The organism is Bdellovibrio bacteriovorus str. Tiberius (assembly GCF_000317895.1).
In the GTDB taxonomy this organism is placed as follows: Bacteria; Bdellovibrionota; Bdellovibrionia; order Bdellovibrionales; family Bdellovibrionaceae; genus Bdellovibrio; species Bdellovibrio bacteriovorus_F.
This window is the reverse complement of the sequence record NC_019567.1, coordinates 33,533-47,827: the sequence shown is the minus strand read 5'-3', so window position 1 is coordinate 47,827 and position 14,295 is coordinate 33,533. Positions and strand designations below refer to the sequence as shown.

Here is a 14,295-nt window from a genome sequence, read left to right as displayed (position 1 = left end):
TTTAAAATCAGGAAAAGGTCTTGAAAAAGAAGTGGGCAAATCTGCCTCCCAAGTCTATGATCGTGCAGATGAAAGAATTTATCAAGAACCTGAAGACTCCAATTGCAATTGTCGGCATGGGTAAAAGCGGTGAAGCCGCCAAACGCCTGCTGACTTTGGCAGGTCATGCCCCCGAATCCATTCTGACTTTCGATGGAAAACTGGAATCGGCTCAGTTTCGTGACCCACAGGTCCTGATGAATCAAAAACCCGGCACTCTGGTCGTGTCTCCGGGTGTTCCGCTGGCTTCAGTTTGGATTCAAGACGCGAAAAAAAACGGAGTCCAAATCACCAGTGAACTGTCCCTGGCTTGTGCGACCCTGGAAACTGAAAAAATGATCGGCGTGACCGGATCTGTCGGGAAAAGCACCACGGTTTCCATTTTGGGTGCAGGCCTTGAGGCCTTTTCCAAAACCGGCTTTGTCGGTGGAAATCTGGGCACACCATTTGCGGACTATGCCGCCGATGTGATTGAAGGCAAACGCCCGCGCGCCGACTGGGTGATTCTGGAGCTTTCCAGCTATCAACTGGAAAACTGCGAGGGTCTTTCCCTGGATTATTCCGCGATCACGTACCTGACCTCCAATCACCTCGAGCGCTACGACAACCTTCAGCACTATTACGACACCAAATGGAAGATCCTGTCTTTGACCAAGGATGCTTTGCTGCTGAATCGTGAGGGTGGTGACCTGGTTGAATACTTCCACAAGAATGGTGAATCCGAACAGGTTAAAATCATCTCGCGCTCGGACAAGGCTTTGACTTCTTTGCAGCTTGAAAAAGCGCAACTGATCGGTCAGCACAATCAGGACAATCTGGCATTGGCCAGTGCCCTGGCACTTTCTGCAAAATGGCCGGCCTCGGCGATCGAAGGCATGAAGGCCTTTAAGGGCCTGGTGCACCGCCTGGAAAGTGTTGGCACCCATAAGGGCATTCGTTTTATCAACGACAGCAAAGCCACTGCGATGGACAGCGTGTTGATCGCCGCGGCTGCCGCCCACGACACCCTTTCAAAACCCGGAAAACTGTGGCTGCTGCTGGGTGGTCGCGATAAAAATCTTCCGTGGCAGGATCTAAAAGCACTGGGAAATCTGAAAGACATTGAATTTGTTTTCTTCGGCGAATGCCGTGAAGTGGCTCAAACCAAATCCACACTGACTGGAAAGTCCTTTTCACGCCTGGGTGAAGCCATGTGCGACACCTTGGGGAATGCAAAGTCAGGTGACACCGTGCTGTTAAGCCCGGGCGGCACCAGTCTTGATGAATTCAAGTCGTTTGAAGATCGCGGGAACTATTTCAAGAAATGTGTTTCGGAATTTACTCTCGGAAACTAAGCACGGACAGCGTGTTTGGATCCACCGGCAGAACGCGGGAATAGATCTTCTGCGTTCTTTCGCCCACCACCACAACTTCGTGAATGTCTTCAGGCACGTTGTAAAGAATGAAACCACCGCCCGCAATGCCTTTGCCGTTTTGCAGGATTTTTCCCTGCATATCGAAGTACACAATCTGGCGTGGATTGAATGAATCATACGCTGCCAGATATACTTCAAAGTTTTCATCCGGAACAAAGCCCACAATCACACCTGCCGTCGGCAGATCATCAATCTTCAGATAACCTTTGATGGCGCTTAACCATGACCAGCGAACCACCGGCGCATGCACGTATTCGTCGTTGTCATTGTAAACATATCTCGCCGCCACATAGTCGGTGCCCTCAGGCTGAACGCGCATCAGACCGTAACGTCTCAGATTCGGCAACGTCACCGTGGTGGCACCCTGAACTTCGAATTCACTCTGCAGGCTTTGCATGGTCACGGTGGCCGGAACCGCGTCACCCGCAAAGGCATCATACACCCGCAGCGGAACGGATTCGTTTTTCATGGTGGACTGAATATCCCCTTGAGCCACGGAACCTTCTTCGACCACCACGTTCTGATAACCCACAATGGCTTCGGCTCTTGTTGCCAGCAGGGAATGGAAGCCTGGCTCCGCATTCACAAAGGCAAACAAACCGTTGTCCCCGGTGGCTTTCAAACTTGGATCCGGAAGCATGAACTGATTAAAGTAAACCGGCACAAGGCTTTGATCTGACTCAACAACCACATCAATTCCGGAAAGCGTTTTGCCATCCAGACTGACTTTACCCCAGATGATGGTTGGCGCGCCCTCAAAGGACATCTGTCTTTGCTGGCTTAAAATGTCCTGCAAAGCCTGAATCATCGAGGCCGGATATAAAGGCGTCTTGAATTCCTGACCTGAAACCACAATGGAAGCCGTCTGCATGTGTGAAGGCGCTGCCGCCCGCATCACGGTCGTGGATCCCTTGGTCACATTGTCCATCGCCACCGCACCGTCTTTTTTCGGAGCGACTTCTTTGGCACCTTTCACAAAGGTCACCAAAGTCTTCGCCGGAGCCGCATCATCCGGTTTTGGATTGTAAGCACTGGTGACAATACCGCCAAAGTCAGGATGTGGTTCGATGCGAATCTTCGGTCCTTGCAGCCGGTTTTGCGCAATCGAGGCAACACGGTTTAAGCGGAAGCTGCCTTCCCCCAGGGTTTTACCCTCTTTATCCACCAGACGGGCAATGATGGATCCGGTCACGTCTTCAACATCTATATTATACTGACCCTGAACAAGATTGACCTTGCCCAGTTCTTTTAAGACACCCTCGTCACTGCGACGGATCTCAATATGATGTTCATTGGTGACCGCAAGACCCCCGGTGATTTCCAAAGGACCCGAGATCGTGCGTATGCCTGCAGGTCTTTGTTCTTCCACCAGACCATAGGAAGGATTCATGCCGTCATCAGATGGCTGGTTGTTGCGATCCGGGATACGCACTTCAGCTTGAGGGATTTTGGTGCTGGCTTTGCCGGATGCATCCACTCCCGCCACGTACACACGCGGATTGGAAGATGCTGTTGCTTCAGTCAACACGCCTGATTTTTCCAAAACCTCTTTGGCCATGTCAGACCACGTTGGCTGGCTCCAGTCCTGACCAATAACTTCGCTGCGGCTTTGAGCGGCTTGCAGGCGCTTGGCCTGAGCCGGGGAAAGGTCATTCATCCATGCCGTCGGATCGGCATCCACCGTCTTTGTGGTTGGCGCTTCCGCGATAAATCTTTCCGGAGTTTTTTGAATCACCATTTCAGAAATCTCCACACGCTTCGCAAAAAGCGGTGCGGTGGATTTTTCTGCGGCAAGATTCAATGGTTTTACTTTTTCAATTCTTGACCACTCTGCAAGTTGCCTCTCGGATTCAAGCAGCTCTTCAAAGGCGATATGTGGTGGAGAATTTTTCTGAGCTTTGATGGTGAGCGCTTCGTAAATAGGAATGAACTTCAAGCCACCCGTGGGGCTTGACCAGTATAAGCTTCCAGCTAATACCAGGAGCGGTAAAATGAACCGCTTCAGTCGCATTCCTTGCAACAGTCACCTCATTTGAAGAATAGTCATTTCTGACTAGCCTTAATCGTATTTAGAAGGAACGGAAGTCGTCAATCACGTTGCGACTGTCGCGACTTTGGTTAAGGGACTGGCGGATCTTTTCCGCGATGGGTGCGGCTTTGTCGTCGTCGCGGTCAAGCAGGTCGAAACCGCCGTCTTCATTACGACCTTCGACCAGAACCTGGACCTGAACATCGTAAGGGCGACGGTCGCCTAAAACAGTGACATGGGTGTAGAAACGTTCTCTGGCCATATCCATCTTGTCGATATTCTTGCCTTTTTTGTCGTAGTACTGAGACGTCATCTCGCGCCCGTTCTGGCTGATGGATTTGGGTTCACCAATCACAGCCACAATCGCGCGTCGGGTCTCACTCAAGTTCAGTGGGGTTTCACGCAAGATCACCCCACCAGTGCGACAACCAGCAAAAAAAAGCGTCGATGCAAAAAGGAATACCCAGACGAAGGTCTTCATCATTATTTCTTCTGAGCCTTGTTCCAGTCATCCATGAACATCTTGATACCTTTGTCAGTTAACGGATGGTGAGTCATGGATTGCATGACTTTGAACGGAATAGTCGCGATGTCCGCGCCCATTTCAGCTGCAAGTTGGATATGCATCGGGCTTCTTACGCTGGCTACCAATACTTCAGTCTCGAAGTCATAGTTGCGGTACATTTGAATAACCTGATCAACCATCTGCATGCCTTCAACACCAATGTCGTCAAGACGACCCACGAACGGGGAAACCATCGTCGCGCCCGCTTTAGCAGCAAGTAATGCCTGCATCGGAGAAAACACCAGTGTGACGTTGGTCTTGATGCCTTCAGATTTCAATTTTTTTACAGCGATCATGCCGTCTTCACACATCGGGATTTTCACCACAACGTTGGAAGCCAGTTTCGCCAGCTCTTTACCTTCACGAACCATTTCTTCGTGCTGAAGGCTGATCACTTCGGCAGATACTGGACCCGTGATCTCTTTGCAGATCTCTTTGATCACAGTGTGGAAGTCCTTGCCGCTTTTTGCGATCAAAGAAGGATTTGTAGTAACACCGTCAACCCAACCACGAAGATTGGCTTGTCTGATTTCTTCAATTTCTGCTGTATCAATGAAAAACTTCATGGGAACTCCCGAGTCTGGAAACGTGATTTTTGGATACCCTCAATTTGTACGTTTTCCAGGATTAAAAATCAACCAGGCTTTTACCCTGAATATGGAACTCGGCCTGCTTGGCAGGAAGGGCGGAGCGCGCAATTTCGCTTAAGCTCTTTTGATAGATGGGATGCTCATATTGCCCCCAGGCCTCTGCGGCACAGCGAATAATAAGCGGATCCTGGTGCAGTTGCGGATAGGGAAGCGTCAAACGCGGTGACATCAGAATCATGTCATCGAAAGTCAAAAGGGTCAGTTCAGCATGGCTGCGCTGAAGCAAACCCGGCGCCCCTTCCGCGCAGCCGGAAAGAACCACGTGCAGACACTGATCCACAGACATCATGGTTTCAAAACGGATCACAAATTCCATGCGGGCACTCAGATCCAGACGCTCCGGAGTCAGGTAACGTTTGTACACCGAAGAAATCGCCACAATGTCTCCACACTCTGACAATTTAGCCAAAAGTGCTTTGGCCTTCTCCGTGCCGCCGACCAGATCCAGCGTCAGATATATCAATGCCGAATGCCGCACAGGACTCATTTGTTTTTTCCGAAAAGAACATCGCGGATCTGATAAAGACCGGGCTTTTGTTTCACCAGCCACTCTGCCGCCTGGACAGAGCCTTTCGCAAAGACGGTGCGGTTCAAAGCCGTGTGTTCAAAGGTCAGAACCTCTTCATCACTCATGGCAAAGATCTTATGCACGCCAAACACGCCGCCTCCGCGGATGGCCAAAGCTTCAGGAAGTTTCTTATCCACAGCTTTTTCCAGATTCTCCTGCAGGGTGATCGCAGTTCCGGAAGGTCTGTCTTTCTTGCGGTTGTGATGGATTTCCTCAATCTGGAAATCAAAGTGCGAAATCGCAGAAAAGGCTTTCAGCGCCTCGTTCAGCACAGCCACACCCAGGCTCATGTTGGAAGACCACAAAACCGGGATTTTTTTGCTGTAGGTTTTAAGCAGCTCTTTTTCTTTTTTGGAAAAGCCCGTCGTTCCGCACACCACCGGTGTTTTGGCTTCGCTGGCTTTTTTCAAAACATCCTTCAAAGCTTCTGGTGAAGTGAAATCAATCCACACATCCACCTGATTGGCTTTCTTGGAATCCCATTTTTCCGCGCGCAGTGGAGCATACACCAGTTCGCAGCGGGGATTGGCTTTAATCACCCCGGCGATCTCTTGACCCATGCGACCGGCCGAACCCATCAGGCCGATTTTGATTTTCTTCACAGCACACCCACTTTTTTCATTTCGGCCTGAAGTTTTGCGGTGTTTTCAGAACCCAGCTCCACCAGTGGCAAACGCAGTTCTGCAGAATCCAAAATGCCCATCAATTGCAAAGCCTTTTTCACCGGGATCGGGTTGGCTTCAACGAAAAGCAGATTGATCATGTCGTTGTATTTCGCGATGTCCGCGCGGGCTTTTTCAAGGGCGCCTTCAGACACCCATTTTTTCCACTGAACCATTTGTGCGGGAATCACATGTGACGCCACCGAGATCACCCCGTGACCGCCAGCGCCCAGGAATTCCACATACGTGCCATCATCCCCGGACAGCATCACAAATTCACTGCCGCAGGCTTTGATGATTTCACTGGCCAGATCAATTTTGCCCGTGGCTTCTTTGATGCCGACCACGCCCGTGACCTTGGAAAGATCACGAATGGTGCTGCTTTCAAGGGATGTGATCGTGCGGCCGGGGACATTGTAAAGAATCGTTGGGATCTTCACCGAAGACGCCACGGCTTTAAAGTGTTCATACAGTCCACGCTGTGGTGGTTTGTTGTAGTAAGGAACTACGACCAGGATGGCATCCGCACCCATTTCTTCAGCTTTGCGGGAATCTTCAATCGTTTGGGCCGTGTTGTTGGACCCGGTTCCCATGATCAAAACAACTTTGTCACCGCAAATATTGCGGATGTGCTTGAACAGCTCGGCTTTTTCAGAAGAAGTCAGCACCGGGCTTTCACCTGTCGTACCGTTCACGACAAAACCATCCACGCCGCCAGTCAGCTGTTGTTTTAAAAGCTTATCCAAAGAAGCGTAATCAATTTTTCCGTTTTTAAATGGCGTTACCAGTGCGGTGAACGTGCCTTTGAAATTTTTCATCCTACCACCTCAAGATTGTATTTAAAGTCCCCGACAAAAACCGCATCACCTTCCATCAGCGGGTGGGGATCACCACTGATGAACGTCACTTGCATTGATCCACCGGGCATTTGCACTTCCACGCTGGTATCTTTGCTTTCATTGCTGTGAACCAAAGCCGCCGCCACAGCGCCCGTGCCACAGGCCAGAGTGTAATCCTCGACCCCGCGCTCGAAAGTCACGGCTCTGATTTTCCCGGCTGTTTCCTCGGCAAAGAAAGTGACGTTGGCACCTGCGGGTTGCAGATCGTGATGGGATCTGGCTTCGCGGGCCATGTCTTTTAAAGCCACGGTGTCTGAAAACGCATGGATCTTTTGCACCAGATGCGGAACACCGGTGTTTACCAGGGCGAATTTTTCCGTCGAACTGGATTTGGTTTTAAGTTCAATCAACTCCTGGATGAAGCGCGCCTCCGGCATTTTTACGCGGATGCGGCTGTTACCCAGAATCTGCGCCACCACAAGGCCCGCGCCGGTTTTAAAGCGCAGGATGCCCGTGCCTTTGGCATCTAAAGTGTCATAGCAAAAACGGGCCGCACATCTGGCAGCATTGCCGCACATTTCCGCGGTGGAGCCGTCGTTGTTATAAAAATCCCAGTGAAAATCAAAACCTTCGCTGCCATCTTCAATCAGCAAGAAACCATCGGTGCTCAGACCCAGAACGCGGTCACACACCAGTTTGGCAAACTGCGGGCGAGTCATGCCCAGGGTTTTTTCCAGATCCGCCCACACCGATCCTTTGCGGGCATCAATCAGTGAAAATGTATTTCCCGCTCCGGACATCTTGGTGATGGAAAGCGGTAGCAGTCGGTTCATCGCTCCTCCGTCTCGGCGGCGGTGTCGTCATCCTGATTTTTTTTGATGGTTTTCTTTTTTGGATTCGGTGCTTGGTTGGCATCCTTGAAGGTCGGCTCACCACGGCCCAGCGGCGCCGGGTTCAGTGGTGGCAGGGGACGGCCCTTGACTCCGCACGCGGAGACAGCCAGGGCCAATACTGCAAACAGAAGGATTTTATTCAGTGGTTCCATTCATCCCCTTAAGCTCGCCTTCGACTTCCAAAACGCGGCGGCAAAGCATGGGGTCTATCATATACTGTCTGTACTGGTTCGCAGAAATGTTTTTGCAGGTCATCACGTATTTCTGAGCCTGCTCGGTGTTCATCCTTTTCTGAGAATGAGCCACTTTCCACTGCCAATAGAAGGATTCAGGATATTTTTCGTCCGCTTTCTTCAAAAGACCCAGGGTTTCCTGAGTTTTTAGCGGATTGTTAAGATCCAGAAACTTTTGAACCTCCAGGGCGTACCAGTATTTCTGCAGCGGAGACTTCTTCACAGCCACCGTGTCATAGACTTTCTGGTATTCCGGCCACTTGGTCTGACACGCCAAAGCCTGGGCCTGGGTCAGTTTCAGATCTTCATCAAAAGGCACCACCAGAAGCTGCTTTTTTACAGTTTCCAAGCCCGCCTTGCAGTCGCCCTTGGCGATCATAAGTCTCGCCATTTCAATCACGATCGGGAAATTGTCTGGCTCAATGCGCGCGGCTTCCGAAACTTTGTCCAAAGCCTGATTCACATCGGCCTTGCGCAAAGACACGCCGGTTTCATAAAGCTGCTGGGACTTGTCGCTGAAAAAGATGTTGGAAACTTCGCTGACGGTTTTTTTAAGTTCAGCCACCGCCTGGGGGCGGGTTTCTCTTTGAATCGCGCTGGAAAGAATATTGAGCGCCTGGGTGCGATCACGCTGCAGACTCAAATTGTAGGCTTTTTCGATAATATCTTTGTAGGTCTCAGACTTTGGAAGTTTGGTCTGAGAAAAAGCGGGCAGGGCAAAAAAGGAAAGAGCCGCTGTTAAGGCGGCTCTCATCACTGTCATTCTCATGAATTATTTCTTCTGGAATGATTTCAAAGCAACAGTCACTTGGCCGAATTGGCTTGGAGCAACTTGTTTCAACAAACCGGACATTGGAACCAACTGTGGATTGATCCATGCGTTGATTTCAGAGTTGTCTTCTTTGTTTTTAAGGCGAGCGTGGATGCAATCGAAAGTTCCAGCAGGAACTGTGATGCGCGCTTCTTTAACTTCGATAACTTCGATGTCTTGTTTAGGGATTTGTTGTTCTTTACCGTTCACCAGCAATTTTTTGGTTTCGCCAGTGTTTGGATCGATCAGCATTTCCATTTTTTGCTTACCAGCAAAACCAAGATCCATATCCTGATTCATCCAGATGCCATCAGCGCCGATAGAAGCTACAGACGTGATCATGGAGCCTTTGATGAAGCCCATGTCGATGCTGTAGTCAGCTCTGTCGCCAACTTTCCAGTCCAAACCAGTTGTTTGAGCCTGTTCCAGAATACCAGGCATTTGAGCCTGAACTACTACTTCCGTGATAGATGGTGCTGCAACTGCATTAACAGAGAACGCCAAACCTAGGGCCGCAATAAGAGCCTTGAACATAAATTCCTCCTTGAATGGTTATATGGTCTCCTAATGAGACCACGACCAAGGGTGGTGCAGTCAAGACTCTATTTATTGTTCTCTGTAACTACTCACAAGAACTTGACGCGGCTTGCTGCCATTCGCTGGCCCCACAACACCTTCTTTTTCGAAGATCTCAATCATGCGGGCGGCACGCGGATAACCGAGTCTGAATTTGCGCTGAATTAAAGACGCAGAGATTTCTTTCTGCTCAGAAGCCCAAGACAGAATCTCGTCGTATCTTTCATCATACTCTTCTTCACCAAAGCCGCCGCCGTCGCCGCCACCAGCTTCGCCGCCATCACCGCCAGCAAATCCATCCAGGGCTTTCATCGCCAGTGGATCGTATTCCGGCTCTGCCTGCGATGCCCAGTGTTTCACGACATTGCCGATTTCGGCGTCTGACAAATAAGGACCATGGTGACGAGTTGGTTTTCCCACACCCGGCGCCTGGAACAGCATATCCCCGTTTGGCAGCAGACGTTCAGCGCCCGAGTCATCGATGATGATACGGGAATCCATCTTGGACGCCACTTTCAAAGCCACTCGGCCTGGGATGTTCGTTTTAATCAAACCGGTCACAACGTCTTTACGCGGAGACTGTGTCGCCAGAATCAAATGGATTCCGCAGGCACGGGCTTTTTGCGTCAGACGCTGGATCGGCTCTTCAATGTTTTGTTTTTCAACGATCATCAAGTCGGCCAACTCATCCACCACGATCACGATATAAGGCAGTGGCTGGTAATAGTACTGATCCAGCTTCGCTTTGCCTTCTTCCAGATCCTGATTGATCTTTTCGTGCTCTTCCACGTCGGCCTTGGAAAGATTGCCGGTCTTTTCGTTGAAGGCTTCAATTTTACCCACACCGAATTTCGACAGGGACTTATAACGTTTTTCCATCTCACGCACCGCCCACTTCAGCGCAGTCGCAGCCTTCTTCGGCTCGGTCACATGCGGAAGCACCAGATGCGGAACGGTCGAGAATGGTGCTAAGTCGACCATTTTCGGGTCAATCAGCACCAAGCGCAGCGTTTTCGGTGAGTGTCTGAACAACAGACCCGTGATGATCGAGCCCACGAACACGGACTTACCAGAACCCGTCGTCCCGGCGATAAGCAAGTGCGGCATCTTTCTCAGATCCACAACTTTTGGTTCCCCATCCACCGCACGGCCCACGGCCATCGGCAGTGCCAGATCTTCGCTCCAGAAGGTGTCTTCCGCGATCAAGTCTTTGTAATAAACGGTTTCACGCTTTAAGTTCGCGGTTTCAATACCCACAACATCAGTGCCCGGGATGTGACCCACCACACGCACGGATTCTGAAGACAAAGCCAAAGACAGATCGTCTTCCAGTTCTGAGATTTTTGAGATCTTCACATCGGCATTGGGTTTAAATTCATACATCGTGACCAGCGGGCCAGGTTTGGCGTCCTGGATGCTGCCTTCGATGGAGAAGTTCTTCAATTTTTCAACCAGTGAATCGGCCTTGCGCTGAATCTCGGCCTTGTCGATCTTGATTCGGGATGCTGGAGGATCTTCCAACAACGCCAATTTCGGCATATCCCAGTTTTCAATACGACGCGGAGGCTTGGCTTTCATCACGACTTTGCGTTTTTGCGCCAGACGAACAGCAGGAACTTCTTCCTCTTCTTCGTCGTCGGATTCTTCCTCGTCTTCTTCGACTTCCTCTTCATCCTCTTCTTCGGCCGCGGCCAGAAGCTCTTCCAGCTCCTCGTCCTCTTCCTCTTCTTCAGATGCTTTTTCTACGAATTTTTTATCGGAAAGAGGGAAGATCGCCGCTTTGGCTTTTTCGTCTTTCTTGGACTTCTTGGTTTTTTCTTCCTTCACGAACATGCCAGAAAAGAACGCCGCAATTTTGTCGGTGAACTTTTTCTTTTTCATGTCAGCAAAAAGACCCTGGGGAATCTCTGCCAGTTCCTGCAGTGTGCGTTCGGAATAGAACACCACCAGCACGGCCATCAAAGACCACAAAATCACCTGCACACCCACGGAGTTAAACGCCTGCATCAGCGCCTGGGACACGCCCAAACCCAAAAGGCCCCCCAGATAGATCTGCCCCTGGAAGATCTTGGTGTTGGGCAGATACAGACTGAACAAAGCCGCCACGTTCACGATCAGCAGCAAAGCCCAGACAAAACGAATGTTTTTAAGGTTCAGGGATTCACCCTTAAAGCTTGCATAGGCGATTTTGGCAAAACACGCCACCACCACCCAGGCCGCAAGGCCCATCGCCTGATAAAGCATATCCGCCAGGAAGCTTCCGACAATTCCGCAGTAATTTGTGGATCTTAGGCCCTGTCCCATTGAATTCAGGGAAGGGTCCATAGGGTTATAGCTAACCAGGGCCAGGGCGAGGAAAAGCCCCAAGCCTAAAAAGCCTATTGAAATGACGTCCTGTCGAAACTTTTTAAGGAATTGGTTCATTTAAAAAATTTACGAAATTCCCAGCAGTTAGTCATGCTCGCAGGGGCCTTCCTTGACTTAAGCCCCGGTATGCCCGACAAAGAGCCAGTCAAATGCTTAAAATAAATGAGATTTTCTATAGTATTCAAGGTGAAACGACCTATGTGGGCTGCCCCACGGTGTTCGTGCGCCTGACCGCCTGCAACCTGCGCTGCACTTACTGCGACACCAAGTATTCGTACTATGAAGGTGAGATGCAGACCCTGGAAGCCATCATCGCCGAAATCGATTCTCATAAGGCACCTAATGTTTGCATCACCGGTGGTGAACCACTGTTGCAAAAAGAAGTTCACACTTTGATGAAAACTTTGTGCGACAAAGGCTACTTGGTTTCTTTGGAAACAAGTGGATCAAAAAGTGTTGAACTGGTGGATCCTCGCGTAAAAATTATTTTGGATGTGAAAACTCCTGACAGCGGTGCTGCAGATTCATTTGTGATGGCCAACATCGGCTTTTCCACTGCCAGCACGGAATACAAGTTCGTCATCTGTTCAGAAGAAGATTTCGAATGGTCTGAGGATTTCTGCCGTCAACATAATTTATTTGAAAAATTTGTGGTTTTATACAGCCCATCATACGGCCAAGTGTCTGAACGCTGGTTGGCAGAAAAAATTTTGCAGAAAAATTCATCAGCAAGGTTGCAATTACAGCTCCATAAGTATATTTGGAATCCCGAAACACGCGGAGTATAGTCTCTAACTATTCAGTCTGAAATTTTGGGAGTTCCATGACGCCGAACCTAAACAGTTCCGATAATCTTTTTGTCGCTAACCTTCAATCTGTAAGCTTGGAGAAACTAGTTAAAAGCAAACTAGAAGTTCTTTTTGCCCAGCAAAAAGAAGCACAAGTTGAGTTGAACGGTTTGTACAATGTGGTTCTGGAACAAGTGGAAAAACCTCTTCTTGAGCTTGCTTTGCGTGCCTATAACGGCAATCAGGTGAAAACCGCGCAAATGCTTGGCATCAATCGCAACACTCTTAAGAAGAAAATTGACAACTATAAGATTCGTGTAAAGAAAATGAACTAGTATCGTTCAAGTCTTGCATCAGCGGGCCACCTAGAACCACCACCACGCACGAGGCCCGCAAATTTTGAGTTCTATTAATTTTCGCCACTCTAGAGGGGTTCAATGAGTACGCGAATTCCACCACAAAATCTTGATGCCGAACAGTCCATCCTGGGCGGTTTGATGCTGGATCGCGAAGCTCTCGATCAGGTCGGTGACGTCCTGATGGCCGATGACTTCTACAAGCCTGGTCACCAGAAAATCTACGAAGCCATCAAAGATTTGCACGCCAAGGGCCAGCCCATCGATATCATCACTGTGACCAACGTTCTGCAGTCCCAGGGACACATGGATGTTGCCGGCGGTCCTGAATATCTGATCAGCCTTCTGGATAAAACAATTTCTTCTGCGAATATTTCCACTCACGCGAAAATCGTGAAAGACAAGGCGACTTTGCGCCGTCTTATTTCAATCAACTCTTCGTTGATTGAAAAAGCGTATGATCAGGATTTCATCGACGTTGAATCCTTCGTCGATCAGGCGGAATCCGAGATCTTCAAAATTGGTGATACCAAAGCCAAAACGGGCCTGGTGGGCTCTATGGAGATCGTTAAAGCTTCCATCCAGAAAATCGAAGAGCTTTACAAAAATAAGGCGGAGATCACGGGTCTTGCCACCGGTTTCAAAAAACTGGATGAAATGACTGCGGGTCTGCACGCGGGTGAGATGACGATTATCGCCGCTCGTCCGTCGATGGGTAAAACCGCGTTCTCTCTGAATATCGCCCAGCACGTGGCGCTTCGTCTGAAAAAGACTGTTGCTTACTTCTCCCTGGAGATGGGTAAAGAGTCCATGATGATGCGTATGTTGTCTGCTGAATCCAAAGTCAGCATGAGCGAAATCCGTAACGGCCGCATCCAGGATTCTGCATGGCCGAAACTTATCAACGCCGCCAGCGCGCTTTCTGAAGCTTCCATCTTCATCGACGATACACCGGGTGTTTCTCCGTTTGAGATTCGTTCCCGTGCCCGTCGTCTGAAAGCCGAACACGGTCTTGATCTGATCATGATCGACTACTTGCAGTTGATGAGCATGAAACAGAAAATGTCCTCGCGTGAGCAAGAGGTTGCGGAAATCTCCAAATCCCTGAAAGCTATCGCCAAGGAATTGCAGATTCCAGTGATCGCACTAGCCCAGCTGAATCGTGGGGTTGAGGGACGTACCGAGAAGAAACCTATGCTTTCTGACCTGCGGGAATCCGGATCCATCGAGCAGGATGCCGACGTTATCATGATGCTTTATCGTGATGACTACTACGACAAAGAAAATCCGGACAAACAAGGTCACGCCGAAGTGATCGTGGGTAAGCAGCGTAACGGTGCCACCGGCCCTGTGAAAATGCGCTTCGATGCCCAGTACAATAGATTCCGTGATGCAGATCCGGAAGGCAGCCCGGTGAGTCCACTGCCTCCACCACAGGCGCCCCCACCAATGCCGGGCGGCAGACCTAAAAACTTTGCACCGGGTTCAACGGTCTAACATAATG

Annotated in this window: 15 protein-coding genes; 4 read left to right on the top strand and 11 right to left on the bottom strand. The window is 49.9% G+C overall.

Annotated elements, in window-relative coordinates:
* Positions 1-20: 20 nt before the first annotated feature.
* On the top strand, positions 21-1,373 hold the full coding sequence (murD, locus tag BDT_RS00245; RefSeq protein WP_235046205.1) for a UDP-N-acetylmuramoyl-L-alanine--D-glutamate ligase: 1,353 nt from the start codon (positions 21-23) through the stop codon (positions 1,371-1,373).
* Here the strand turns inward: murD and BDT_RS00240 are convergent.
* The 11 genes from BDT_RS00240 to BDT_RS00190 form a co-directional block, all read right to left on the bottom strand.
* Positions 1,357-3,390, bottom strand: coding sequence for a hypothetical protein (locus tag BDT_RS00240; RefSeq protein WP_015089256.1), 2,034 nt, complete (start codon positions 3,388-3,390; stop codon positions 1,357-1,359). The genes murD and BDT_RS00240 overlap by 17 nt on opposite strands.
* Before the next feature lie 133 nt (positions 3,391-3,523).
* Positions 3,524-3,967, bottom strand: a complete 444-nt coding sequence (locus tag BDT_RS00235) for a hypothetical protein (RefSeq protein WP_015089255.1) — start codon at positions 3,965-3,967, stop codon at positions 3,524-3,526.
* Positions 3,967-4,614, bottom strand: coding sequence for a fructose-6-phosphate aldolase (fsa, locus tag BDT_RS00230; protein ID WP_011162672.1), 648 nt, complete (start codon positions 4,612-4,614; stop codon positions 3,967-3,969). Before fsa ends, BDT_RS00235 begins: the two co-directional genes overlap by 1 nt.
* A 61-nt stretch (positions 4,615-4,675) precedes the next feature.
* Positions 4,676-5,185: a hypothetical protein gene (locus BDT_RS00225; protein ID WP_015089254.1), complete on the bottom strand. Its 510-nt coding sequence runs from the start codon at positions 5,183-5,185 to the stop codon at positions 4,676-4,678.
* A complete protein-coding gene (locus BDT_RS00220) occupies positions 5,182-5,868 on the bottom strand; it encodes a 4-hydroxy-tetrahydrodipicolinate reductase (RefSeq protein WP_015089253.1) in 687 nt (228 codons plus the stop codon). The genes BDT_RS00225 and BDT_RS00220 overlap by 4 nt, the downstream gene beginning before the upstream one ends.
* Positions 5,865-6,746 carry a 4-hydroxy-tetrahydrodipicolinate synthase gene (gene dapA / locus BDT_RS00215; protein ID WP_015089252.1) on the bottom strand — a complete coding sequence of 294 codons (882 nt, stop codon included), beginning with the start codon at positions 6,744-6,746 and terminating at the stop codon, positions 5,865-5,867. The genes BDT_RS00220 and dapA overlap by 4 nt, the downstream gene beginning before the upstream one ends.
* The gene (dapF, locus tag BDT_RS00210) at positions 6,743-7,600 is read right to left on the bottom strand and encodes a diaminopimelate epimerase (protein WP_015089251.1); all 858 of its coding nucleotides are present in this window, start codon (positions 7,598-7,600) and stop codon (positions 6,743-6,745) included. Before dapF ends, dapA begins: the two co-directional genes overlap by 4 nt.
* Complete coding sequence (locus tag BDT_RS00205) at positions 7,597-7,812, bottom strand: lipoprotein (RefSeq protein ID WP_015089250.1); 216 nt, start codon at positions 7,810-7,812, stop codon at positions 7,597-7,599. The genes dapF and BDT_RS00205 overlap by 4 nt, the downstream gene beginning before the upstream one ends.
* Complete coding sequence (locus BDT_RS00200) at positions 7,796-8,662, bottom strand: tetratricopeptide repeat protein (protein WP_041576724.1); 867 nt, start codon at positions 8,660-8,662, stop codon at positions 7,796-7,798. Before BDT_RS00200 ends, BDT_RS00205 begins: the two co-directional genes overlap by 17 nt.
* Before the next feature lie 3 nt (positions 8,663-8,665).
* Positions 8,666-9,238: a hypothetical protein gene (locus BDT_RS00195; RefSeq protein ID WP_041576722.1), complete on the bottom strand. Its 573-nt coding sequence runs from the start codon at positions 9,236-9,238 to the stop codon at positions 8,666-8,668.
* A 72-nt stretch (positions 9,239-9,310) separates the two neighbouring features.
* On the bottom strand, positions 9,311-11,704 hold the full coding sequence (locus BDT_RS00190; protein WP_041576720.1) for a DNA translocase FtsK: 2,394 nt from the start codon (positions 11,702-11,704) through the stop codon (positions 9,311-9,313).
* A gap of 92 nt (positions 11,705-11,796) precedes the next feature.
* Between BDT_RS00190 and BDT_RS00185 the strand changes: the two genes are divergently transcribed.
* The 3 genes from BDT_RS00185 (at position 11,797) to dnaB (ending at position 14,288) form a co-directional block, all read left to right on the top strand.
* Positions 11,797-12,435, top strand: coding sequence for a radical SAM protein (locus tag BDT_RS00185; protein ID WP_015089246.1), 639 nt, complete (start codon positions 11,797-11,799; stop codon positions 12,433-12,435).
* A gap of 95 nt (positions 12,436-12,530) precedes the next feature.
* Positions 12,531-12,770, top strand: a complete 240-nt coding sequence (locus BDT_RS00180; RefSeq protein ID WP_015089245.1) for a helix-turn-helix domain-containing protein — start codon at positions 12,531-12,533, stop codon at positions 12,768-12,770.
* Between the two features lie 102 nt (positions 12,771-12,872).
* Positions 12,873-14,288: a replicative DNA helicase gene (dnaB, locus tag BDT_RS00175; RefSeq protein ID WP_015089244.1), complete on the top strand. Its 1,416-nt coding sequence runs from the start codon at positions 12,873-12,875 to the stop codon at positions 14,286-14,288.
* Positions 14,289-14,295: the final 7 nt, after the last annotated feature.

Bases quoted from the DNA above. Each gene is read 5' to 3' on its own strand.
- BDT_RS00235 (WP_015089255.1), bottom strand. From the start codon at position 3,967: ATGATGAAGACCTTCGTCTGGGTATTCCTTTTTGCATCGACGCTTTTT.
- fsa (WP_011162672.1), bottom strand. From the start codon at position 4,614: ATGAAGTTTTTCATTGATACAGCAGAAATTGAAGAAATCAGACAAGCC.
- BDT_RS00225 (WP_015089254.1), bottom strand. From the start codon at position 5,185: ATGAGTCCTGTGCGGCATTCGGCATTGATATATCTGACGCTGGATCTG.
- dapA (WP_015089252.1), bottom strand. From the start codon at position 6,746: ATGAAAAATTTCAAAGGCACGTTCACCGCACTGGTAACGCCATTTAAA.
- dapF (WP_015089251.1), bottom strand. From the start codon at position 7,600: ATGAACCGACTGCTACCGCTTTCCATCACCAAGATGTCCGGAGCGGGA.
- BDT_RS00205 (WP_015089250.1), bottom strand. From the start codon at position 7,812: ATGGAACCACTGAATAAAATCCTTCTGTTTGCAGTATTGGCCCTGGCT.
- BDT_RS00200 (WP_041576724.1), bottom strand. From the start codon at position 8,662: ATGAGAATGACAGTGATGAGAGCCGCCTTAACAGCGGCTCTTTCCTTT.
- BDT_RS00195 (WP_041576722.1), bottom strand. From the start codon at position 9,238: ATGTTCAAGGCTCTTATTGCGGCCCTAGGTTTGGCGTTCTCTGTTAAT.
- BDT_RS00190 (WP_041576720.1), bottom strand. From the start codon at position 11,704: ATGAACCAATTCCTTAAAAAGTTTCGACAGGACGTCATTTCAATAGGC.
- BDT_RS00185 (WP_015089246.1), top strand. From the start codon at position 11,797: ATGCTTAAAATAAATGAGATTTTCTATAGTATTCAAGGTGAAACGACC.
- dnaB (WP_015089244.1), top strand. From the start codon at position 12,873: ATGAGTACGCGAATTCCACCACAAAATCTTGATGCCGAACAGTCCATC.